Genomic DNA, 21,539 nt, shown 5'->3' with positions numbered 1-21,539 from the left:
CCGGTGGGGCGCAGGTGCGGGTCGAGGTCACAGTGGGGTGAGTAAGGCGGCCCCAGCCGGGCGGCTCGGTCCGCGCCCCGCGCGGACGATCCCGCTACTGCACGGAGGCTGACCACCATGGCCCAGATCGAGAGCACGCCCGTCGTCATCGTGGGAGCCGGCGGCGCCGGACTCACGCTCGCCAACATCCTGCTGCGCAACGGCGTCGGCTGCGTCGTGCTGGAACGGCGCAGCCGCGCCTACGTCGACCAGCGCCAGCGGGCCGGGGCCATTGACAGCTTCGGCGTGGGCGCCATCCGCAAGTGGGGACTCGGAGCAGTCCTGGAGGGTGATCCCATCCCGCAGGACGACGGCGGCTTCTTCATCGACGGCCAGGCGATGCCGATGGACATCGGGCACGACGAGGAAGGCGGCATGTTCGTCCCTCAGCACGTCCTGGTCCGCAACCTCACCGATGCCTTCCTGGCCGAGGGCGGAGACCTGCGCTACGAGGCACTCGATGTGTCCCTCACGGACGTCGACACCGAGCGGCCCACGGTCCGCTACCAGGACGCCGACGGCACCACGCATACCATCACCTGCGACTTCATCGCCGGAGCGGACGGCTTCCACGGCGTATCCCGCTCCTCCATCCCTGCCGACGTCCTGACCGAGTACTCCTACGAGTACGGATACTCCTGGCTCACCGTCTGGGCCGCGGTGGCGACCAACCCGGCCGGCATGGCCATCCACGAGCGCGGCCTGGGCGGCATGATTCCCCGCGGCGCCGACGCCACCCGCATCTACCTGCAGTGCCCGGTCGAGGACACGGTCGAGCAGTGGCCCGACGAGCGGATCTGGAGCGAGCTGGAAGCCCGTTTCGGTACCCCGGTGGCCAGCGGCGAGATCCTCAGCAAGCAGGTCATCCCGCTGCGCAGCGTGGTCTTCGGTCCGATGAGCTACGGCAAGCTCTACCTGCTGGGCGACGCCGCCCATATCGTGCCGCCGATGAGCGCCAAGGGCATCCACCTCGCCCTGCACGACACCGACCTCTTCGCCCGCGCCGTCATCGCCCAGATCCACAAGGGCGACGCGACCCAGCTCGACGACTACTCCTCCACGGCCCTGCGCCACATCTGGAACTACCAGGCGTTCGCCGCCTGGATCACCGACCTGATGCACAACGCCGGTGACCCTTCCTACGAAGGGGAGTTCCGCAAGCAGGTCGCCCGCGCGGAGATGGAGCGGATGTTCACCCCCCCCACGGCGAACAAGCTGTTCGGCGAACTCACCGCGGGCACCAACTAGTGGCTCGTCTCGCAGCGTTGGGCGGGTAATCGACGTTCCGTCTGATGATCAGCAGACTGTCTCCAGGACCTGATCTTGGAGGTGGTCGTGGGACGTCGACCGAGTGTGTTCGTCCGTCCGGTCAGCATGGAGGTGGGCCGCCGCCTGCAACGGATCAGCCGGACCGCGAAGGATCCGGTCAGGTTGCGGCGGGCGATCGTGGTGCTGATGTCCGCCCGGGGCCAGACGGTCAAGGACATCACCTCGTGATGCGGGTCGGCGAGGACTATGTCCGCGATGTCATCCACGCCTTCAACGAGCGGGGGGTCGACGCGCTGGACCCAAAATGGAGCGGGGGACGCCGCAGGACGATCAGTGAGCGGGTGCGCGAGCACATCTGCCTGATCGCCCCGACGTCCCCCGACGACTGGGGCCTGACTGGCTTTGCCACCTGGAGCTTGTCCAAGTTCGCCGACCACCTCGTCCAACGGCACGTGGTTCCGAAAATCAGCCGGGAGACGCTGCGCCGCATCCTGCGCTCCGGCGAGATCTCCTGGCAGGTCACAACCACGTGGAAGGCCTCTACCGGTCCGAACTTCATCGCCAGGATGCACCGGGTCCTGGCCCTGTACGACACCTCGCCGGCCGACGGCCGGGTGATATGAGTCGACGAGTTCGGCCCTCTCAACCTTCAGCCACGCAGGGGCAGGGCCTGGCGTACAGTAGGCAAGCCCCGCCGGCTGCGAGCCACCTACAACCGGTACGGCGGCGTGATGCACATGCTTGCCGCCCTCGACCTGGCCACTGGCAAGATCTACTACAGGATCCGGCAGCGCAAACGCTGGCGAGAGTTCCTCGGCCTGCTCAAGACCCTGCACTCCCGCTGGCCTGGGGAGAAGCTGTACGTCGTCCTGGACAACTTCTCCCCCCACAAGCACGCCGAGGTCCGCAGCCGGGCCGCTGACAACGACGTCGAGCTGGTCTTCCTGCCGACCTGCGGATCCTGGCTGAACTGGATCGAATCGGAGTTCGCGGCCCTGCGCTGCTTCGCCCTCAACGGCACGGACCACCGCACCCACGAGGAGCAGAACGCTGCCATCGCCGCCTACACCCGCTGGCGCAACGCCCGCGCCGAGCCCAAGACCAACTTCGCCCCCGACTCGCCAATCCGTCAGTGGACCGCATACCCGTCCAAGGCTGCATGACAAGCCACGAGGAGTGGTCCGGTCAGTTCTCGATCAACGCCCTGCGGGGAATGCTGCGCGCCGGCCGAAGCCGACCATGACGAGCGCCATGAGTGTGAGAGCGATCATCCCGGCTGGAAGAACCGGTGCGCCCACGCCATCGACGACCACAGCCCCCACAGCACCACCCGCAAAGATCGCCATGTTGAAGGATGTCGTCAGCATCGCGTTCGCCGCATCGGCGTTCTCGCCCGCGGCCTCCCCCATGGCCGTCTGCAACTGCGTCGCCGAGCCGCCGAACGCGAGGCCCCACAGGACGATCGCGAGCAGCACGAGCACAGTGGACTGCTGCGCGGCGGCAAGAAACGCCCCGGCGACGATGAACAGGATCACACTTGCCAGGGTGAGCCTGCGAAGTGCGCGGTCGATGAACACGCCGGTGGTCCAGATACCTCCGAGCGCAGCGACGCCGAAGACGAGAAGTGTGACGTCGAGCCGGAGCGCGAGACGCATCTGCTGCAGATAGGAAGCGATGTAGGTGTAGAGCAGGTTGTGCGCGAGCATCCAGACGAATACGACGGCGAGGATGGTCGCCACACCGGGAATGCCCAGCACTCGGCTGAGCGGAGCGCGTGTCTGCGCCGACTGCCCCGGGGCGTCGGGCACGAGGAACTTCGCGAAGACCATGACGAGGACGCTGAGCAGGGACATCGCGGCGAAGGACCAGCGCCACCCGACCGTCGAGCCCAGCCAGGCGCCAAGTGGTGTTCCGACGCAGAGTGCGACGGGGGTTCCGGCCATGGCGATGGCAAGGGCACGCCCGGCGTGCTCAGGTGCGGCGATACGCCGGGCGTATCCGGCGAGCATGCCCCACAGCAGACCGGAGAAGGCTCCCCCGACGAACCGGGCGACAAGAGCGACGGTGAACGACGGCGATACCGCGGTGACGGCGTTCGCGACAAGGAACCCGAGCAGGCCCGCAAGGAGGAGCGGCTTCCGCCGTGCCCCGCGCGTCAGCGCGATCGCGGGTACCGCCGAGAGGACCGTTCCGATCGCGTAGGCGCTCACGAGCTGGCCGGCGCCGCCTTCGGAGACGTCGAGTCCGGCAGCGAGCTGCGGGAGCAGCCCCGCCGGCAGCGTCTCGGTCATGATCACGATGAATCCGGTACACGCCATCACCACCAGTGCCGGAACGGGGAACGACTCGTGCGCTCGCTCGCGGACCGGCGTGGGGCACGTTGTGGTCATCGGGTCGGACTCCTTCACTAGTTATGGATTGACTGATCCGATATTGATCGACGTGCTTGCGGGTGTCAAACTGGATCAGTCAGTCCGCAATAGAGGAGGTTCGCCGTGTCCCCTGTCGGCCGTCCCCGCATCTTCGACATGGAGGCCGTCTTGGAGGCCGCGATGCTGCTGTTCTGGGAACAGGGCTACGAAGCGACATCGCTGGCCCAGCTCCGCGAGGCCACAGGGCTGTCCTCCGCGAGCCTCTACGGCGCCTTCGGCTCGAAGGAGGGACTGTTCGAGAAGGCCGTTGAGCACTACATCGCCGGACCGGGCAGCGTCACCGATGTCGTGGCCGACGAGGCGGAAAGTCCCCGCGAGGCCATCGCCCGGCTCCTCCACGGGTCGATCAACATGCAGACCGACACATCCCACCCTCGCGGATGCCTCGTCGCCCTCTCGGGGACGACCCGGGCACCGGGAGCGGGCCAGGCCGGAGCGCGAAAGGTCGTAGCGGCGCGCCGCGCAGCGGACCGCGCGCGCATCAGGGCGTGCATCGTACGCGGTATCGCCTCAGGAGAACTCGCCGAAGACACCGATGTGGACGGCGTCACGTCAATGATCCACGGCTTCTTGCTCGGTATTTCGACACAGGTATGCGACGGCACATCAGCACGGCACCTGCACGCCGCGGCCGACGCCGTGCTCGCGAACTGGGACGCACAGGGACGCTGACGCTCACGCGCACCACACGTCGACATCGGTCCACGCACAGCCCCCGGAACCGCACGACTTCAGGCGACATGAATCGCGTGCACGACCGGCGGCGCACCTGGCCGCCCTGGCCTGCTGACTGCCGGGCAACCCGTCGATTACCCGGCCAACGATACGAGCCGAGCCACTAGGTACGGGGCGCCGGGCAGACGGAGGTAGATCGTGGGTCCGGCCCGTGCGCCTTGCGGGCCGGACCCACGCATCCTCGGCCCGAGACGTGTGGCCCTTCCGTGAGCCGCGACGCGAGCGCAGGCCGGCCGAGGCGACCTCACGGCCCTTCACGCTGCCGCCATGCGTGGACGCCGTCGCAGGGTCGGGCAGGACTGCCAGGCTTGAAGGAGCCGGGTCGGGAAGAGGCGTCGTACTCCATCAAGGCTGATCAAAGGGGGGCGGGGATGGTGCGGGGATCGGATTTTGAGTTGGTGCTGCGTGAGGCGAAGACAGCGGATGGCGAGGTGTGGCTGAGGGTGGTCGGTGAGCCGCGAGCGGACGAGGTGCAGCGGCTGATCGAGGCGGTCCCGTCGCTGGCGCAGGAAAAGGAGGGGCAGGAGCGGCAGGTGGTGCTCGATCTGTCGGAGGTCTCCTACTGCAGCCGCGATGCCGCGTTCACCCTGTGAGGCATGTGCGCCGGGTTCCAGACGGCGGGGATCAGCGTCACTCTCGCGCAGGCGAGCACCATGGCGCGGATCGCGTTCGAGGGCGCCCATCTGGACAAACGGCTCCCGTTCTACGAGCGGTGACGTTCCGCGCCGCCGGCGCAGCGCACGGGGCGGTACCGCGGACGAAACGGCGGAGGTGGGGGCGAGGCCCCAGAGCCGGGGGTGTCCGGGCCCTCGCCCGGCCGCGTGCCTGCCATGACCATGAAATGGCGTCCCGTAGACGCGGCCTCCGGTATCCAACACCCGCCCATCAGGCCCGGTCGCATCGTGCCGCGCGCACGTCCCGACCGTGCGCTCGTGTCGTGCGCCCCGGGCGCGGGCACGGGCCTGGGGTATGGGCCACTTCGGGTGGTGGTGCATATATGCCGCGTACGGATGGACCGCGGGCGCGCGGCGCCCCTACGGTCATAAGAGCCGCGCATGCACACCAAGCGAGCGCGGCTCTTTCCTCCGACCGCAGAGGCACCCCCGTGACCCACTTCGACGGTGCGGACGAGCCGAGCCGGTTCTCGGCCCTTCGCACCACCACCGACACCACCGTCATCCTGAGCCTTGAGGGCGAGATCGACATGCACACCGCCCGCCGGCTGCGCCAGGTCCTCACCGCCGACCAGAACGACCTCCCAGCCCGCATGGTGATCGACCTTGCACGGGTGACTTTCATGGACTCCAGCGGCGTCAAAGCCCTGCTCGACCTGCACGACGCCACCCGCGACAAGCCGGGCTGGGTCCGCCTGTCCGGCATACAGCCGTCCGTGATGCGCCTCATCGAGCTGACCTGCCTGGACACGGTCTTCGACTGCTACCCCACCGTGCACCACGCCCTCACCGTCTGAGGGCCCGCGAATCCGGCCCGCAGGGAGTGTCTAATCAACGGCGGATCTGATGATCAAGGAGACGCCAGAGATGACCGACACCGTCGTTGAGCCTGAGCCCGCTGAGCAGCCGGTCCAGGCGCCGTCGAGTACGGCGACGGACGAGCAGTTGATCGCGATGCTGGTGGACCGGGTCCGCAACGAGGGGCTGCAGCTGACCGGCGAGGGCGGGTTGCTGCAGATGCTGGCCAAGCGGGTGCTGGAGTCCGCCCTGGAGGGCGAGATCACCGACCACGTCGGCTACGAGAAGCACGACCCGGCCGGGAAGAACAACGGCAACAGCCGCAACGGGACCCGGGCGAAGACCGTGCTGACCGATGTCGGCCCGGTGGAGGTGAGGGTGCCGCGCGATACCGCCGGCACCTTCGAGCCGCAGATTGTCAAGAAGCGGCAGCGCCGCCTGACCGGCGTCGACGAGATGGTGCTGTCGCTGTCCGCGAAGGGCCCCACGCACGGCGAAATCTCGGCCCATCTCGCCGAGGTCTACGGCGCCGAGGTGTCCAAGCAGACCCATCTCCACCATTACCGACAAGGTGATGGACGGCATGGCCGAATGGCAGAACCGTCCCCTCGACCGCGTCTACCCGGTCCTGTTCGTGGACGCCATCAACGTCAAGATCAGGGTTCTGTCGACGATCTTGTGATCTGGACGGTTGAGCAGGCTGTGCCGACTGTTTGCGATCATGCATCGGGTGCTCTCGTGATGTGCTCCTGGAGTTGTTTCCGTACCTGTCCGCGCTGCTGATCGAGGAGGTCGAGCGACGGCCGGACAAGGTAGTACTGCGGGCACGAGTGCGGTCGACGACCGGGACCTGCCGCTGTGGGCGGTCTCGGTGTCGTGATCGAGTTACACATACGTCGCTTCCGCTGTGAGAATCCCGCCTGCACGGCAGTGACGTTCGCCGAGCAGATCGCGGGACTGACGACTCCGCACGGCCGCTATGCCCCATTGCTGCACGGGCTGTTGGTGCAGATCGGATTGGCGCTGGCCGGCCGGGCCGGGGCCCGCCTGGCGGCCGCGGTCGGCATCACCGTGGGCAGGGACACCCTGCTGCGGATGGTCCGGGCCCTGCCCGAGCCGGGGATCGGCGAGGTCGAGGTGCTCGGTGTCGACGACTTTGCCTTCCGCAAGGGCCGCCACTACGGCACGGTCCTGATCGACATGGCCACTCACCGGCCGCTGCATCTCTACGACGGCCGGGAGGGCGAAGACCTGGCCGCCTGGCTCCAGGGCCATCCCGAGGTGAAAATCATCTGCCGGGACCGCTCCAGCGGTTACGGGGAGGGCGCGCGGGTCGGGGCGCCGCAGGCCCAGCAGGTCGCGGACCGATATCACCTGTGGGCCAATCTCGGCCAGGCGGTTGAGAAGACGGTCAACGCCCACCGCTCCCGCCTGGCAGAACCGCTTGCCGCAGTGGACGACGGCCCCGGCCACCCGGAAGCGGAGCCTGAGGTGGTGCAGCCGTCGAAGGAGCTGAAGATCGTGACCCGGCTGCGCGAGCAGCATGCCGCCGCTCACGAGCTGTGGGCGCAGGGGATGTCGAAGGCGGCGATCGGCCGGAAGCTCGGGCTGCACCAGGCCACCGTCCGCAAGCTGGTCAACGCCCGCTCCGCCGATGACGTCGTCGCCAAGAGTCTGCAGCGTGCGCATGTCGTCGACCCATACGTCGGCTACCTGCACCGACGCTGGAACGAAGGCATAAGAAATGCCGCACAGCTCCACCGGGAGATCCAGAAACTCGGCTGTCCCGGAGGCGAGCTGGCCGTCCAGCGTCATCTGCGGCGCTACCGCACCGGGCGCGGACATGCACCGGCCGTCGGTCCCAAGCCTCCCTCGGTCCGCGAGGTCACCTCATGGATCATGACCCATCCCGAACACCTTCACGACGGCGATGCCGACAAGCTGCACCGCCTGCGTGAGCGCGACCCCGAGCTGGACCGGCTCACCGGCCACGTCAGGAAGTTCGCCGTCATGATGACCGGACGTCACGGCGACCGGCTCGAGGAGTGGATCGTCGGCGTCGAGCACGACACCCTGGCTCCACTTGCGGGCTTCGCCCGCAACCTCCGCCGCGACTTCGACGCCGTCCACAACGGTCTGTCCCTGCCGCACAGTTCCGGCGCTGTTGAAGGCAACATCAACCGGCTGAAAATGCTGAAACGCCAGATGTTCGGCCGCGCTAGCCTCGATCTCCTTCGCAAACGCGTCCTGCTCGCACGGTGACACCCTCCGCACCGGATCACAAGATCGTCGACAGAACCCGGATCTTCACGTGGATGGCGTCCACGAAGACGACCGGGTAGACGCGATCCAGCGGACGTGACTGCCATTCGGCCATGCCTTCCATCGCCTTGTCCGTGATGGTGCTGATGGTCTGCTTGGAGACTTCGGCTCCGTACACCTCGGCCAGATGAGCCGATATCTCCCCATGGGTCAGGCCCTTCGCCGACAGCGACAGCACCATCTCGTCGACACCGGTCAGGCGGCGCTGCCGCTTCTTGACGATCTGCGGCTCGAAGGTGCCGGCCACATCCCTCGGCACCTTCACCTCGACCGGGCCGACGTCGGTCAGCACTGTCTTGGCGCGGGTGCCGTTGCGGCTGTTGCCGCTGTTCCGGCCCGCCGCGTCGTGCTTGCCATAGCCGACATGGTCGGTGATCTCACCTTCCAGGGCGGACTCCAGCACCCGCTTCGTCAGCTGCTGCAGCAGCCCGCCCTCCCCGGTCAGCTGCAGCCCGTCATTGCGGGCGCGGTCGACCAGCATCGCGATCAACTGCTCGTCCGACACCGCCCCCGCGGCCGACTCGACGACCGGCTCTTCCACGGCCCCGTGCTCGGTGATGGCCTCGCTCATCAGGCGTCTCCTTGATCATCGGATCCGCCGTTGATTAGACACTCCCTCAGGTGGAGTTCACGGACGTCGAGCACGTGGAGTTCGGCCTGTAGGTCGGCGGGTGCCGACGGTGCCTGTGCTGTCCGGGAACGATCTGGTGGCAGGCATCTGGCGCTGTCCGGGACCACGTTGATCCAGTCAATCTTGCTCGGCGATAACTGCGCTCGGACGTCGAAGCGGCCCCCCGGGGGTGCGTTGAGCCGGGGGGCCGCTTCGGCGTCCGAGCGCACGTTCTATGCTGCCTGGACTGATGACGCGGTTACTTGCTCTGCAACCACCAGATGATGAAGGAGACGAGGGCGTTCCCGGTTGCCGAGCATGCGCCACGCACGGTGGTGCGGAACATCATCCGGCCCCAGCCGTCCCAGTACCCTCGTGCCAACTGACGGGCTGAGCGGCGAGAATCTATATCGGAACCCTGCCATCCACAGTTGTCGCAGCGTTCTCGTGTCAAACACCGGGCGAAGCGCCGGGAGAAGCGCTTAGGATTCATTGGGGTGCCTTCCTTGAGGGAGCACTCTGTGGGGAGCCCCGGGCCGGATGCTTACCGGCAAGGCCTGGCGGCTCCCCTCCTTTTGGGTATTTCCTATTTTTTCCTTTATGGTCAACATTTTCCTGACCGGGGGAAAGTGTTGGAAAATGCGTCTTGCCATAGGGGGAAGAATCGTTCATGCTCAGAAGGTCGAATATTCCCGATGGGGATGCCTGTGGGATATGTGGAGGCCTTTGTGAAGTGGGGCAGTAAAGGTGTTTGGCGTAAGAGTTCCTATTGTTACAAGGATGATTGTGTTGAAGTGGCGCGGGGCTGCCGAGTACGTGTGAGAGACTCTAAGTGTCCCGAGGATGGTCACGTCGAGTTTGCCGAGAAGGCCTGGGGCGCTTTCCTGGACATGGTCGTGAGACGGTCACCTTTTTTTGCATTATTCATTGTGTCGCCTTTTGGGTTTGAGTATTTTTCTTCTATGTCAGCTCCAATCACCCTCGCTGAGGTCCAGGGCTAGCGAGCGTTCCACTTCGTAGAATTTGGCCAGGTATTCGGACGGGTTCGGCCTGTTAGACTTAGGCATTTTTTCGCTCAGGATTTCCTGGGTCTCTGGCTTCTCGAGGTAAGCGATAAGTTCTTCGCGGCTGTCCGGGAATTCCAGGATCGTGTAGGGGGCCCTGAAGAACGGATACAGTCCTGCCTTGAACGGAACGAACATCACTTTTACGTTGGGGCGCGCGTTGGCCATAGCCAAAGCCTCATACTGCCGTCGCATCGTGGCTTCGGATCCGACTTGACGGCGCAGTACGGACTCGTCAAGGATGTAGAAGAACTTCGTCTCGTTTTCTAGTACTTTCTTGCGGTCCATGCGCAACGCGACCCGTGTGTCCAGTTCCGCTTCTGGTACGTCGAAGGACTTCAAGACTTCCTCTGCGTACTCTTCGGTCTGCAGCAGCCCAGGCACTACGTTCCTTGCGAAGTCTCGAATGACGGAAGCGGATTCCTCATAGGCGAGGAATGCTTCGAACTCCGGGGACATGATGTCTTTGTAGCGCGCATACCGTGAAGGTTGCCGCGCGACCCTGGCCAACTCGATCAATTGTTCTGCCTCCTCGCCTGCGATTCCGTATGCGTTCAGCAGGACCATGACGTCCGGTACATTAGCCGGCTTTGTTCCGCTTTCGAGCCTGATGACTTTTGAAGGGCTCCAGCCGAAACTCTCCGCGACTTGCTGCTGGGTAAGCTCGGCTTTCTCCCGCCCCTTCCGCAAGCGCCGGGCAAGGCGCTGCCTTGAGTACATGGGATTTTCTATCACCGTCACATCAGCTCCTTGCGTACCGTATTAACCATCAGCGCTGATGCAGCGCCAAGTGGAGTATTGTTGTTTGATGGTGGATACTGAAAGCCGGGTCTCGTGCGAGGAGGCAATATGACTCGTTGCCTAACCTCTGCGTTCGATTTGCATGCTCATGTCTGGCCGCCAGTTCCTGTATCTCGTGGCGGGACGTGTTACTGCGTCAAGCCACGGACTGTTCTGCTGTTCCCTATTGTGCGCTGAATCAGCGTGCTACATGGCACACAGTCCCATCGCGCAGACATGCTTGACAAGGCGGGATACGACGCTGTCGGGAGCGAGTGTTGTACGAGGTTAAAAACCGGCCACAAGTGACATATCTGAGCTGCTTTTGTAGCTAAAATTTCTAGCAGTTAACCGGACTCGCTGGCTGGTTTGTCTACGCCTTCATTAGTATTCCGGCTTGCGTGAGAGACGGCGTCGTGACCACCGCCAGGTTGTGCCCCAGACTGCGCGACATGGCTTCGCCTGCTTCCAGACAGCCAGTGAAGCTGCCACAGGCACGTCCCAGATGTGAGAGGGCGGCCCAGGACCGGACGTGCAGATATGGTCGAGCGCAAAGGATCTCGTTAGCGCCGCAGATGCGGTGCGGGCGCGGTGGCAGCCGCGGGTACAGGCGGCCGCCCGGCGTCGCGCGGCCACCACGGACGGCCTCATGCTCCACACCCGGGCCCGGTTCGGGTTCACCGCGGCGCCCGGCTCCAGCGACGACGCCCGCGTCCGCGATCCCACCGTCGCGCTGCCTCCGGACTACGCTGCCCGCCTCTTCGGCGCGCAGGCCGCCGGCAGCGAGCAGCAGCTGCGCGAGATAGCCGCCGAAGGCCTCGGCGAGATGTACTTCCGCGACTACGGCCGCCGCGCTCCCGGCCTAGAGATGCGGTTCACCGACGTCGAACACGTGGAGTTCAACCGGTAGGCCCGGCTTCCTCGCGGCGGCTTGTGCGCTCGTGCACCGAGTGGCTGCGCGGCGCGCGGGCCGTTTGCGACACTGGCGGGCATGAGCGATGAGACGGCGATGCACGACGAGCGCCGGCTGCGGGACCTGGAAGCCGAGGCGTTCCGCACCGGCCGCACCCTGGCCGAGTACGGCCAGGCCCTCGCCCAGATCCGCGAGCAGCAGCGCACCGCCTTCTCCACCATCGACTCCCTGGCCGACGCCGTCGGCGCCCCCCGGCGAGCAGTCCATCGCCCAGCGCTTGGACGGCATCGAGCGCGTTCTGTTCGCCCTCGCCCGCAACCAGGGCATCGACCCCGCCAACCCGTCCTGATGCCCGGCCGGCCTTTGAGGCAATGAGCTTCGCCGTGCCCATGGCGCAGGCCAGGGAGCCGGGCGGTTTCAGTCGTCGGGGGTGCGGTTGAGCGCCTCGCAGTTCCAGCAGGTCCACTCACCGGGCAGCTCGTAGTGAGTCGTGGTCCAAAAGCCCTTGGGCCGGCCCTGGATGAAGTTGGTCGCCCCGCAGTCCCAGCAAGCGAACCCGAACTCCTCCATCACCGCAGCATGACCAGCCCGCACCCTGTTCAACGACGGTTCCACGCAACATGACCTGTTCATGACCATTCGGCTTGATCGCGGCCACCGCCCCGGACACGGCACGGCGACCGCCCTGCACGGCGTCCTGCTCGGCGCCCTGCACAGCACCGTGCGGGGCGCTCTGCTCGGCGCCCTGCGCACCCTCTTCGCCACTACGGCCATATTCGCAGGTCAACGGGCCTGAATTCGTGGTCTGGGATCCGGACATCCCCTCAGGAGCCCCCTGCTGCCCGTGCCTGGTGTGGTGGGGAGGGCGGGACGGACGGCAGGCAGCTCCATGCGGGGATCGGGCGCGCAGGAACTCGGTGGCGCGTCGGCGAAGCCTCCGCGCGCAGGGAGTCGGGCGCCGACGGGGCGCCCGGCGAGCGAGGGCTCAGGCTGGTGTGGGAGCGTCGTAGCCGTGGCCCGTGGCGGTAAAGACGGAGTCGGCACGGGCCACTGCCTTCCGGAGCCCGCAAGGGGTCTGCCAGGGAAGTAGTCGGCACGCCCGGCGCTCCTTGACCAGGCCGGTGACGCGCGGCTTTCCCGGCCGCGGACGAGCCGGTGAGGCAAGTTGCAGGGCACGTTGTAGAGCAAGTTGTAAGGCAACTTGTAGGGCAATCCGCCACTGCAGAGTCTCCCAGGGAAGCAGTTGCCCCGGCGAGCCCTTGGTTGCAGAGACCATCCCCCGGCCGGGGCGGCACTCCGACCGCACCCCGGGTGATGGCATGCGAGGTTCTGTCAGTAGTTGATCGCATGGGTGTCAGTGAGCGGTGCTGCAGTGCAGTGGAAGGGCAGTCCTGATGGTGGTGCGGTTTTCCTGGTGACGCGTTCGCGCGCGGTTTCAGCGCTGTCGCTTTGATGCGGTGCGTGTAGTGATGTTCTGTGTTGAATGATCGGGGGCTCGGTTATGTTGTCAGCGGCCGAGTTTCGTCGGGATTCTGGTGTCGTCGGCTCGGTGCACTGACAGCTGGCGTTCGGCGTCGGCAGGTTGGCGGATGACGGCGCTGCTGGCCTTTCAGGTGTGGTGCAGGGCGTAGGCGAGGCTGTCGTCGATGCTGGTTTGCAGGCCCGTGCGGAAGGCTGCCTCGTACGCGCCGTCCCCGATGGCTTCCCGCGCCTGGTGCTCGCAGGCGGTGCGGGCGGCGACGAGTTCGGGCACGCCAATCTGGGACCGGCCGAGGGTGTTCCAGACCTGCTGGGCCGTGCCGAGCAGCCGGGCCGCCCGCTGCCCGTGGCCGCTGTCCGCGGCCACCGAGGCCAGCAGGTCGAGGGCCATGCCGATGCCGAGGCTGTCGTGGAGCAGGGCCTTGCCCTCCAGGGCGGCTCGGGCGTGCACGTCGGCCTCCTCCGGCCGGCCGAGTCCGCGCGCCGCCAGTCCGTGGACGTAGTCGGCCCAGGCCCTGGACCACCGCTCACCCCGTTGGTCGCACTCCGCGCGCACGGCGTCGGCCACCGCGGCGGCGTCCGCGAACTCCCCCATCAAGGCGTGGACGAACGCGCGGGCCGCCCGCAGCACGAGGCGTGCCCCGGCATACTCTCCGTCGTGATCCTGGGGATATGGCGCTGCGTCATACGCCGCGGCGGCCTCCGTGTGCTGTCCGCGCAGTACCAGGACGGTGCCGTCGAGGTGGGCCGCGGCAGTCAGCATGGCGGGGGTGCCCGCCGCCTCGGCGTCCGCGCGGAACACCTTCCCCAGCCGAGCGGCCGCGTCGTCGTCGCCCTGGACGAGGGCGGCCGCACCGCATGCCCACACCGCCTTGCTGCGGGCCGGCTCCGGCTCCGGCCACCGGGCCAGGATCTGGTCCAGGTAGTGGCGGCCCTCTCGCGCGTATCTGCAGGCGAACCAGAAGAACCACAGCGCCCCGCCCAGCTCCAGCGCGGCCTGTCCCTCGCCGCCGGTCAGGCAGAAGTCCAGGGCGGTGCGGAAGTTGGCGTGCTCGACGACCGTGCGCACGTGCCAGGCCACCTGACCGGGGCCGCCCCAGGCGGCATCGGCCCGCCGGGCCAGATCCAGGTAGTGGTCGCGGTGGCGGCGGGCGGTGGCCCGCTCCTCACCCAGTCCGGCCAGCCACTGGGCACCGAACTCGCGCACCGTGTCCAGCATCGTGTACCGCACCAGCCCCGTCACGTACAGCCGCCGCTGCAGCAGCGACTTGCCCACCAGAGTGTCCAGCAGCCGCGGCACGTCCGCGGCGGCCAGCGGCCCGCCCGCGCACACCGCCCGCGCCGCCTCCTGGTCGAAACCACCGGCGAAGACCGACAGCCGGGCCCACAGCAGCCGCTCCAGCGGCGCGCACAGCTCATGGCTCCAGCCGATGGTGGTGCGCAGCGCCTGGTGCCGCGGCTCGCCGTCGCCGTAGGCGTCGGGGTCGGCGGCGAGCACCTCGAAGCGGGCCTTCAGATGGGCACGGAGCTGGGTGAGGGTCAGCTCGGGCAGCCGGGCGGCGGCCAGCTCGACCGCCAGGGGGACGCCCTCCAGGCGGGCGCAGATCTCCCTCACCACCGCGTGAGCCGCGGTGTCGGCGGCCCGGTCGGGCGCGGTGTCGGCGGCCCGCTGGAGGAACAGCGCCACCGCATCCTGCCCGTCCTCGGCGTCGGCCGGCGGGCGGTCTCGTCCGGGCACGGGCAGCGGGGGCACCGCCAGCACGCGTTCGCCCCGGGTGCCCAGCGGCTGGCGGCTGGTGGCCAGGATGCGCAGCCCGGGAGCTGCGGTCAGTAGATTTCCGGCCAGGTGGGCACAGGCGGGGATGAGGTGCTCGCAGCAGTCCAGGACGAGCAGCAGGTGCTTGTCGGCCAGCCACTCGCACACCACCTCGGTGGCCGGGCGAGTGGTCTGGTCCGCCAGCCGCAGCGCCTCCATGACCATCAGAGCGAGCAGCTCGCTGTCGCACCGCTCGGTGCGGGGTAGCGAAGAAAGTTCCACCAGCCACACCCCGTCGGGAAAGGCAGTGCGAGCCTCGCGGGCGGCGCGCAGCGCGAGCCGGGTCTTGCCCACCCCGCCCACCCCGGTCAGCGTCACCAGCCGGGCCTCCGCCAGCGCCCACGCGGTCCCGAGCAGCTCGGTCCGCCGACCGACGAAGCTCGTGGTCTCCTGCGGCGCCTCACCCGCCGGCCAGCCCGTCCGGTAGAACTCCACCCCAGCCGCCTCCCCTTCACCTCGCCTCTTTCCTGGCCCCGCAACCGGCGGGGTCCCACCACCCAGGGCGCCCAGCCCGGCCACGAGAAAACGGCGGGGGCGGAATGCGCGATACCGCCGCACGCCGATGGATGAGACGCCCAGCGGGCGAGCATCCCCCACGGTTCCACCACAGAACCCCGAGCGACGCCAGAACAAACTGACACGGCGAACCCGGTCAGATGGCGACTCCCGCGGTCAACGCCGCACGCACACGCGGAAGAGACCCGAAGGGGGCAGCGCCCCGTGCAGGGCCGGCGCTACGGTGGAGGCGACGCCCCGCAACGCCCAGGAGCCCGCCATGAGCGACCACGAGCAGCCCTCGGCCGCCGGCCGCCAGTCGGTCACCCCCGAAGGCGCCGACGCGCTGAGGGCCTACGCGGCCCGCACGCGCACCAGCGCCAACGAACTTGCCGCGTTCCTCGAGGACGTTGCCACCAACGGTCTCCCCGCCCCGGAACACACCACCCCCTGGGAAGACGTCCGCGACCGCCGCCTCGCCGAACTCGCCGCGCAACGCTCACACGTGGCCTGATGAGCAAACGCCGGCGCGCCCGGATCGACTTCACCGACAGTGCCATCGCCCAGACCAACAAGCTAACCGAACCCGAGATCCACGCCCTCGACCGCGCCTTGGCCGCGCTCTCCGCCGACCCGACGATGGGGGAACCGATCCCCGGCTCCGCCCCCGAACTCCGCCGCTACGACGACGACATCGAAAACGTCACCGTCATCTTCTACGTCACAGCGCTGCGCACCGTCATCGTCGTCGCGTACGTCGAAGCTTGAGAACCTGCTGCTAAGAGGTCATCTCAATTGGCGAGTCGGCGGTAGCAGGTGAGGGTGGAGGCGATGCTGGTGAAGGCCAGGAAGTGTTCCGCCTTGCGTTCGTAGCGGCGGTGCAGGCGGCGGCAGCCGGCGAGCCGGGCCATGGTGCGCTCGATGGTCCAGCGGTGGCGTCCCGGCCGCTGGGAGGACTCGATGCCCTTGCGGGCGATGCGGTGCCGGATGCCACGCGCGCGGAGCCATTTCCGCAGATGGGCGTAGTCGTATCCCTTGTCGCCGTGGAGCTTGGCGGGCTTGCGCCGACGTGGACCGCGGCGGGAGCGGACGGGCGGGCTGCCGCGCACGAGCGGCTCCAGGGCCTGGCTGTCGTGGACGTTGGCGCCGGAGATCCCGACGGATAGGGGCGGGCCGGTCCGCTCGGTGATCAGGTGGATCTTCGACCCTTTCTTGCCCCGGTCCACAGGATTCGGACCCGTCAGGTCCTCCCTTTCATGGCCCGCATGGTCACCGAGTCGATCGCGCACCGCGACCAGTCCAGCTCACCCCGCGAACCGAGCCCGTCCAGCACCAGCCGGTGCAGCTTCGCCCACACCCGGGCCTTCGACCACTGCGTGAACCGGCGATGGGCCGTCGCACCGGACGGCCCGAACACCGGCGGGACCTGCGCCCACGTACAGCCCGTCGTCGCCACGAAGATGATCGCGGCCAGCACCTCACGGTCGCCGTACCGGCGCCGGCCACCACCCTGCGGACGCGACGGCGCCTCCGGCACCACCCGCTGGAACAGCTCCCACAATCCGTCCGGGACCAGACGCTCAACCATCAACACGGACTCAGGCAACCGCCAAGACCAAATGAGATGACCTCTTATGGGGGGGAGTGTCATGAATTAGGGTCTTCCAAGATTTTCGTAGCCGGTGATCGGGTCAACTGGTGTGTTGAAGTGTCAGTTGAGCAGGATGCGCTGGCGGAGGAGCGGGAAGCCGGCCCGGCCGTAGGTCTGGCGCTTGAGGAGTTTGATCTTGTGGTTGACGCCCTCGGTGCGTCCGTTGTGCCAGGGCAGGGTGAGGGCGGCGTCGACGGCGGCCCGGTCGCGTTCCAGGCCGGTGGCGAAGGAGTGCAGGAAGGACAGGTCGCCCGCGCGAGTCCGGGCGATCCAGCCGTTCAGCCGCTCTGGATTTCCCGGTGCGGGGACGAGGAGTGCGGCGAAGTCGCCGATCTGGGCGGCCAGGGCGGTCATCTGCGGGCAGGCAGCGGCCAGTTTGTCGCGCAGCGCCGACTGGTCTTCCTGGAGGTGGGCAGGGTCGGTGAGCATCAGGCGGGTGGTTCGCCGCGGGGAGAGGGTGGCGTGGTCGGCCTCGACACGGCCCTGGGTGATGTAGCGGACCAGGAGGTTCGCGCTGCCGGTGTAGCCGAGTGCGCGGATCTCGGCGAGCAGATGGGTGACGGGAACGCCGGGGTCCTCGGCCCGACGTCGGCGCAGGTGCTCGCGGTAGGGGTCGACCAGGGTGGGGCGGTACTGCGGGGCCCGGATGAGCCGGTCGGGCTCGGAGTGCCGGGCGTAGCGTTTGACGGTGTTCAGCGCGAGGTTCAGGCGCCGGGCGCATTCGAGCAGGCCCGCTCCCTGGTCGAGCAGGTCGTGGACCTGCTGCCAGCGTTCGCGGGTGGTCTGTGCGCGTCGACCCTCGTGGATCGGGGGTCCCACGGGTACCCAGCAGGCGCTGTGCGCCAGGACTTCTCGCTGGGCCGCCTCGCCGAGCAGGTGCCACAGATGCCAGCGGTCCATGATCTGCACGGCGTGGGGCGCCGCGTCGGTGACGGCCTGGGCGAAACTGCCGGCCCCGTCCCGGCGCACGGCCTCGAACCCCGCGTGCTCGCGCAGCCAGGCGGCGACCGTTTCCTTCGCGCGGTCCGCGAGCACGTCGACGCGCGCGCCCGTGGCGGCATCAATGATGATCGTGGCGTAGCGGTGGCCCTTGCGCAGGGCGAACTCGTCGATGCCCAGTACATGCGGGACGGCCGGGGACGGTACCGGGATGCGCATCAGGCAGTTCAGGACGGTCGCCCAGGAAAGTGCGCAGTGCAGTACGGCCAGCAGTCGGGCCCCGGCCGAGCCCGCCAATGTCACGGCCACTGCGTTCACCACGTGCTGCAAGGCCGGAGTGCGGCGCTGGTAACGCACCGTCAATCCGGTGACCTGCTCCGCGAAGGTGGCCTTCGGGCACTCGGAGGTCTCGCAGTACAGACGGCGCACCGACAGGTCGATCACGACGGCCCGGCCTCCCACCGCCTCGTCCGCGACATGCCGCACGTACCGGGAGTGCACCCAGTCCGACTCCGTCCCGCACCCCGGGCAGACAGCCGCGGCATCGTCGCTGGTCCGGGCCGCGATCCGCAGCAGATCACCGCTGGCCTCCACCTTCTCGACCCGTACCGCGGCCAGCTGCGGCAGCAGGTCCTCCAGCCGAATCTCACACACCACCAGGATGACGCCATCAACCATGCGACACCACAGGCCAGTTGACCCGATCACCGGCTACGAAAGTCTTGGAAGACCCTAATTCCTGATAGACCCCGCCCTGGTCGGCGGCCGGCAGGGACAGCCTGCGCCACCGCCTTGCGAGGACGTGGATTTCGGTTGTCGTGGTCCGCCGTGCGGGCGGTGTCTGACGCGCGTGGGTCAGTGCCTGCGTTTTTTCGTGAACAGCGACTCTTCTTTTTGAGTGATTTTCGAAGTTAATCGACATGTGCTGCCAGAATTCAAAAGTCGTGGACGAGGTGGCGTGGCAGTGTCAGTGTTTCAGGACCGGTGCGGCGCGTGGCAGAACGCGGTATTTCGTCTTCCTGTATGAGCGGGGGAGGGGGCTTGCGTGCCTGGTGGATGGCGGGGGTGGTGTTGTGCGGCGTTTTTTTGCCGTTGTCGCGGGGGCGGGGGCCGGTTTTTCCTGGATTCTTGGGTAGGGGTCCGTTCTGGCAAGGCCAATGTGGAAAGGGGGCGGGTCGGATGGACGAGGCTGCCCCGGACGACGACCGGCGCGTGGATGAGAGCCTGGTCATGTTGTCCGCGGCTTATGAGGGCGCCGCTGCTGATGTTGCCCGGGCGCGTGAGCTGGCGCGGGGCTTTCTCGCCCGTTTGCAGGGGGTGTACGGGGTGCCGGTGTCGGAGCGGGTGATGGACACGGTGCAGCTGGTGGTGAGTGAGCTGCTGACGAATGCCTGCAAGTACGCGCCCGGTCCGTGCCTGCTCGATCTGGAGCTGACCGCAGGGCAGGTCGATGTCACGGTCTGGGACAGCGCTGCGGTGCTGCCGCTGGCGAAGGCTGCCGATCCGGGACGGGTTGGTCAGCACGGTCTGGAGATCGTGATGGCGGTGAGCCAGGGCTTCGCGGTGCACCGCGAACCGGTCGGCAAGCGCACCACCGCCTCCGTCATGCTCGCCGACGATCCTGGCGGTGACATCGCCGGCCGGCCGCCCGTCCCGCCCCCGCCGATCCAGGGCTAATTTATTACACTCAGTGGTTTTATCGACACGGTGCGCGTATAGTCCTGTTCAGGGGCCAATTTGCTGATTCGCCAGCCGGCCGCCACGGGCTGGCGACCAGCCTTCGTCTGCGGTCAGAAAGCGGCCTGCATGGAGCAAGACCTCAAGGCCCGACTCGTGATCCATCAGGTGCCGACCACCCAGTCCCGGACCCTGCTGCGCCTTGCGGGCAAACTGAACACCCACACCACCGCTCAGCTATTCGAGATAGCTCTACAGATGGCGCGCCGCCCGCACGACCACCGCCGACTGTTGCTGGACCTGTCCGCCGTCACCCACTGCGACAACGGCAGCCTGTTCACCTTGCTCGGCCTGTGCCAGGCACTCGACATCGCAGGCATCAGCACGGCCATCTCGAAAACCAACCACGTGGTGCAAACTCGAATCACCCAGACGGGACTTGCACACCGCCTGCCCCGACAAGCGCAAAGCGACACAGCCATCACATGACATCGTTCGCACGGGCAGGCCAGCCTCCCCTGATCCCCGGCGCCGGCCGATTCCTGAACAGCAGGACGGTTGAGCCGCTGTGGTGGCGCTACGGCCACACCGAGTGGGAAACCCTCGACGTCGCCCTGGTGGCTGTGTCACTGCCTGCGGGAGTCGTTTCGAGCCGACTTCGGAAGTCACCTCTTGTTCGCGACCACGATCGATGTCAGTGGCTTGTGATGTCACTCGGTCTCGATCACGTGGACGCTGCCCAGGTCCTCGATGGGGCGGAGAGGCACGTACCTTTGCGGCCGGATGGTGAAGGAATCGGCGCGAAGCCGTTTTGGATGCATGCAGAAGGCCGCCCAGACGCCTGCGGGCTGAGTCTCTTCGGGCATCCCGGGCTGCTGGAAGCGTCCTTCGAGTACCACGAGGTAGCAGGGATCGGCCGCGGACCGCACGCCGCCTGGGTGTAGGAACTGGGCGACGGTATCGCGGGTTGTCGCCACGACGCGGATGCGGGCCGGCTGCGCGTCGCCGTGTGCTCGAGACCAGGACAGAGCCTCATCACGAACGCGGGCCAGGACGGACGAAGTTAGATTCTCGTTGCTCATGTCGCCCCCAGCGCAGAACCACACCCTACGATCCCACCGCAAGACGCCGAGTGGCATCGGAACTTACTGACATCGCAGAGCCTGTCAGACGGTGACTCCCGCAGTGACTTCGAAACGACTCTCGAAATCGCCTGTAGAGCCACCCTGGCCCACCCCGACGACTACACCGCCTACCGCCGGCGCGACGAAGCCGACCAGCGGCGCGCCGAGGAGATCCGCGAGGAGCGGGCCGCCGAAGCTGAAGCCGAGGCCGCCCGCCAGTGCCGCGAGGCCGGCGCCTGGCCGTGCCCCGGATGCGGCCGCCCCTCCACCCCCACCCCGACTTCCAGGCCGGCGGGCGCTGCGCTACGTGCGCCCGGGAGCCGGCCGAGGCTTTAGGGACCGTATCCAGTTGCGATCAATCTGCGGGATCCGGTCTCGCGGCACGGCGTGAGCCGGTAGACCTGATGTCATGACGCAGGTGCAACTGAGCGACGCCGAATGGGAGTTCATCGAATCCTATCTGCCGATCGGCCGGTTCGGTCCGTATCCGGAGCGGTTGCGGCAGCAGTTCGAGGGGGTGATCTGGCGGTTCAAGACCGGCGGGCAGTGGCGGGAGATGCCGGCCGAGTTCGGCGCCTGGCCCACCGTGCACAACCGCTTCAGGCAGTGGCGCGACGCGGGCGTTTTCCAGGCCCTGCTGGAGGGACTGATCGCGCAGGCCGCCCGGCGGGACGAGGTGGACCTGTCCCTGGTCAGCGTCGACTCCACCACCGTGCGCGCCC

The 21,539-nt window shown here is 67.5% G+C and carries 22 protein-coding genes and 4 pseudogenes; 18 read left to right on the top strand and 8 right to left on the bottom strand.

What is annotated here, in order from left to right; all coding sequences use genetic code 11:
• Nucleotides 1-117 precede the first annotated feature (117 nt).
• The 4 genes and pseudogenes from IE271_RS35770 to IE271_RS42710 all read left to right on the top strand — a co-directional run.
• Nucleotides 118-1,287: a 4-hydroxybenzoate 3-monooxygenase gene (locus IE271_RS35770; RefSeq protein ID WP_190194638.1), complete on the top strand. Its 1,170-nt coding sequence runs from the start codon at nt 118-120 to the stop codon at nt 1,285-1,287.
• Nucleotides 1,288-1,362: 75 nt separating this feature from the next.
• Nucleotides 1,363-1,536, top strand: coding sequence for a hypothetical protein (locus IE271_RS42720; RefSeq protein WP_229919803.1), 174 nt, complete (start codon nt 1,363-1,365; stop codon nt 1,534-1,536).
• Nucleotides 1,536-1,931, top strand: a complete 396-nt coding sequence (locus IE271_RS42715; RefSeq protein ID WP_229919806.1) for a helix-turn-helix domain-containing protein — start codon at nt 1,536-1,538, stop codon at nt 1,929-1,931. Before IE271_RS42720 ends, IE271_RS42715 begins: the two co-directional genes overlap by 1 nt.
• Nucleotides 1,932-1,946: 15 nt before the next feature.
• Nucleotides 1,947-2,471, top strand: a pseudogene (locus IE271_RS42710) (transposase); the annotation flags it as partial.
• Between the two features lie 33 nt (nt 2,472-2,504).
• Here the strand turns inward: IE271_RS42710 and IE271_RS35760 are convergent.
• Nucleotides 2,505-3,698, bottom strand: coding sequence for an MFS transporter (locus IE271_RS35760; protein WP_190194637.1), 1,194 nt, complete (start codon nt 3,696-3,698; stop codon nt 2,505-2,507).
• 105 nt (nt 3,699-3,803) lie between these two features.
• On the opposite strand from IE271_RS35760, the gene IE271_RS35755 reads away from it, so the two are divergent.
• From IE271_RS35755 to IE271_RS35735, 5 genes and pseudogenes are all read left to right on the top strand, one after another.
• Entirely contained in the window at nt 3,804-4,412 is a 609-nt protein-coding gene (locus tag IE271_RS35755) for a TetR/AcrR family transcriptional regulator (RefSeq protein WP_190194636.1), read from the top strand.
• 371 nt (nt 4,413-4,783) lie between these two features.
• Entirely contained in the window at nt 4,784-5,068 is a 285-nt protein-coding gene (locus tag IE271_RS35750) for an STAS domain-containing protein (RefSeq protein ID WP_190194635.1), read from the top strand.
• A gap of 512 nt (nt 5,069-5,580) precedes the next feature.
• A complete protein-coding gene (locus IE271_RS35745) occupies nt 5,581-5,946 on the top strand; it encodes an STAS domain-containing protein (protein ID WP_190194634.1) in 366 nt (121 codons plus the stop codon).
• A 157-nt stretch (nt 5,947-6,103) separates the two neighbouring features.
• A pseudogene (locus IE271_RS35740) lies at nt 6,104-6,608 on the top strand (transposase); the annotation flags it as partial.
• Nucleotides 6,609-6,805: 197 nt separating this feature from the next.
• Nucleotides 6,806-8,209 carry an ISL3 family transposase gene (locus IE271_RS35735; RefSeq protein WP_190194633.1) on the top strand — a complete coding sequence of 468 codons (1,404 nt, stop codon included), beginning with the start codon at nt 6,806-6,808 and terminating at the stop codon, nt 8,207-8,209.
• A gap of 37 nt (nt 8,210-8,246) precedes the next feature.
• Here IE271_RS35735 and IE271_RS35730 read toward each other — a convergent pair.
• A pseudogene (locus IE271_RS35730) lies at nt 8,247-8,750 on the bottom strand (transposase); the annotation flags it as partial.
• A gap of 824 nt (nt 8,751-9,574) precedes the next feature.
• Between IE271_RS35730 and IE271_RS35725 the strand changes: the two are divergent.
• Entirely contained in the window at nt 9,575-9,880 is a 306-nt protein-coding gene (locus tag IE271_RS35725; RefSeq protein ID WP_308435241.1) for a DUF397 domain-containing protein, read from the top strand.
• Here IE271_RS35725 and IE271_RS35720 read toward each other — a convergent pair.
• Entirely contained in the window at nt 9,845-10,684 is an 840-nt protein-coding gene (locus IE271_RS35720) for a helix-turn-helix domain-containing protein (protein WP_190194632.1), read from the bottom strand. The genes IE271_RS35725 and IE271_RS35720 overlap by 36 nt on opposite strands.
• A 595-nt stretch (nt 10,685-11,279) precedes the next feature.
• Between IE271_RS35720 and tpg the strand changes: the two are divergent.
• Together tpg and IE271_RS35710 are read left to right on the top strand one after the other, a co-directional pair.
• A pseudogene (gene tpg / locus IE271_RS35715) lies at nt 11,280-11,633 on the top strand (telomere-protecting terminal protein Tpg); the annotation flags it as partial.
• Between the two features lie 81 nt (nt 11,634-11,714).
• On the top strand, nt 11,715-12,011 hold the full coding sequence (locus IE271_RS35710) for a hypothetical protein (RefSeq protein ID WP_190194630.1): 297 nt from the start codon (nt 11,715-11,717) through the stop codon (nt 12,009-12,011).
• 42 nt (nt 12,012-12,053) lie between these two features.
• On the opposite strand, the gene IE271_RS35705 is transcribed toward IE271_RS35710, so the two are convergent.
• Nucleotides 12,054-12,206 carry a hypothetical protein gene (locus tag IE271_RS35705; RefSeq protein WP_190194629.1) on the bottom strand — a complete coding sequence of 51 codons (153 nt, stop codon included), beginning with the start codon at nt 12,204-12,206 and terminating at the stop codon, nt 12,054-12,056.
• Nucleotides 12,207-12,267: 61 nt separating this feature from the next.
• Here IE271_RS35705 and IE271_RS35700 point away from each other — a divergent pair, with 61 nt between their 5' ends.
• Nucleotides 12,268-12,432 (top strand): hypothetical protein, encoded by a 165-nt coding sequence (locus IE271_RS35700; protein ID WP_190194628.1) that lies wholly within the window; start codon nt 12,268-12,270, stop codon nt 12,430-12,432.
• A gap of 813 nt (nt 12,433-13,245) precedes the next feature.
• Here IE271_RS35700 and IE271_RS35695 read toward each other — a convergent pair.
• Nucleotides 13,246-15,366 carry an ATP-binding protein gene (locus tag IE271_RS35695; RefSeq protein ID WP_190194627.1) on the bottom strand — a complete coding sequence of 707 codons (2,121 nt, stop codon included), beginning with the start codon at nt 15,364-15,366 and terminating at the stop codon, nt 13,246-13,248.
• A 340-nt stretch (nt 15,367-15,706) separates the two neighbouring features.
• Here IE271_RS35695 and IE271_RS35690 point away from each other — a divergent pair, with 340 nt between their 5' ends.
• A complete protein-coding gene (locus tag IE271_RS35690) occupies nt 15,707-15,940 on the top strand; it encodes a hypothetical protein (protein ID WP_190194626.1) in 234 nt (77 codons plus the stop codon).
• Nucleotides 15,940-16,194 (top strand): hypothetical protein, encoded by a 255-nt coding sequence (locus IE271_RS35685; protein WP_190194625.1) that lies wholly within the window; start codon nt 15,940-15,942, stop codon nt 16,192-16,194. Before IE271_RS35690 ends, IE271_RS35685 begins: the two co-directional genes overlap by 1 nt.
• Before the next feature lie 23 nt (nt 16,195-16,217).
• On the opposite strand, the gene IE271_RS35680 is transcribed toward IE271_RS35685, so the two are convergent.
• Nucleotides 16,218-17,014 (bottom strand): IS5 family transposase gene (locus IE271_RS35680; RefSeq protein WP_229919805.1). Its coding sequence is split into 2 segments (ribosomal slippage): nt 16,218-16,670 and nt 16,673-17,014, totalling 795 coding nucleotides; the frame shifts between segments, so codons are not numbered across the junction.
• Between the two features lie 123 nt (nt 17,015-17,137).
• Nucleotides 17,138-18,694: an ISL3 family transposase gene (locus IE271_RS35675; RefSeq protein ID WP_190194624.1), complete on the bottom strand. Its 1,557-nt coding sequence runs from the start codon at nt 18,692-18,694 to the stop codon at nt 17,138-17,140.
• 501 nt (nt 18,695-19,195) lie between these two features.
• On the opposite strand from IE271_RS35675, the gene IE271_RS35670 reads away from it, so the two are divergent.
• Complete coding sequence (locus IE271_RS35670; RefSeq protein ID WP_190194623.1) at nt 19,196-19,693, top strand: ATP-binding protein; 498 nt, start codon at nt 19,196-19,198, stop codon at nt 19,691-19,693.
• 60 nt (nt 19,694-19,753) lie between these two features.
• A complete protein-coding gene (locus IE271_RS35665) occupies nt 19,754-20,182 on the top strand; it encodes an STAS domain-containing protein (RefSeq protein ID WP_190194622.1) in 429 nt (142 codons plus the stop codon).
• Nucleotides 20,183-20,403: 221 nt separating this feature from the next.
• On the opposite strand, the gene IE271_RS35660 is transcribed toward IE271_RS35665, so the two are convergent.
• Nucleotides 20,404-20,775 carry a hypothetical protein gene (locus IE271_RS35660; protein ID WP_190194621.1) on the bottom strand — a complete coding sequence of 124 codons (372 nt, stop codon included), beginning with the start codon at nt 20,773-20,775 and terminating at the stop codon, nt 20,404-20,406.
• A gap of 451 nt (nt 20,776-21,226) precedes the next feature.
• On the opposite strand from IE271_RS35660, the gene IE271_RS35655 reads away from it, so the two are divergent.
• Nucleotides 21,227-21,539, top strand: a 313-nt coding sequence (locus tag IE271_RS35655; protein ID WP_190191134.1) for a transposase, incomplete at its 3' end; no start/stop codon positions are given.

The sequence above is a fragment of the Streptomyces minutiscleroticus genome (assembly GCF_014650875.1).
Taxonomy (GTDB): Bacteria; Actinomycetota; Actinomycetes; order Streptomycetales; family Streptomycetaceae; genus Streptomyces; species Streptomyces minutiscleroticus.
This window is presented reverse-complemented; position numbering and strand designations above follow the sequence as displayed.

Coding starts and splice junctions, on each gene's coding strand:
- IE271_RS35770 (WP_190194638.1), top strand. CDS start 118: ATGGCCCAGATCGAGAGCACGCCCGTCGTCATCGTGGGAGCCGGCGGC.
- IE271_RS42715 (WP_229919806.1), top strand. CDS start 1,536: ATGCGGGTCGGCGAGGACTATGTCCGCGATGTCATCCACGCCTTCAAC.
- IE271_RS35760 (WP_190194637.1), bottom strand. CDS start 3,698: ATGACCACAACGTGCCCCACGCCGGTCCGCGAGCGAGCGCACGAGTCG.
- IE271_RS35725 (WP_308435241.1), top strand. CDS start 9,575: ATGGGGATGCCTGTGGGATATGTGGAGGCCTTTGTGAAGTGGGGCAGT.
- IE271_RS35710 (WP_190194630.1), top strand. CDS start 11,715: ATGAGCGATGAGACGGCGATGCACGACGAGCGCCGGCTGCGGGACCTG.
- IE271_RS35705 (WP_190194629.1), bottom strand. CDS start 12,206: ATGGAGGAGTTCGGGTTCGCTTGCTGGGACTGCGGGGCGACCAACTTC.
- IE271_RS35700 (WP_190194628.1), top strand. CDS start 12,268: ATGACCATTCGGCTTGATCGCGGCCACCGCCCCGGACACGGCACGGCG.
- IE271_RS35690 (WP_190194626.1), top strand. CDS start 15,707: ATGAGCGACCACGAGCAGCCCTCGGCCGCCGGCCGCCAGTCGGTCACC.
- IE271_RS35685 (WP_190194625.1), top strand. CDS start 15,940: ATGAGCAAACGCCGGCGCGCCCGGATCGACTTCACCGACAGTGCCATC.
- IE271_RS35675 (WP_190194624.1), bottom strand. CDS start 18,694: ATGGTTGATGGCGTCATCCTGGTGGTGTGTGAGATTCGGCTGGAGGAC.
- IE271_RS35670 (WP_190194623.1), top strand. CDS start 19,196: ATGGACGAGGCTGCCCCGGACGACGACCGGCGCGTGGATGAGAGCCTG.
- IE271_RS35660 (WP_190194621.1), bottom strand. CDS start 20,775: ATGAGCAACGAGAATCTAACTTCGTCCGTCCTGGCCCGCGTTCGTGAT.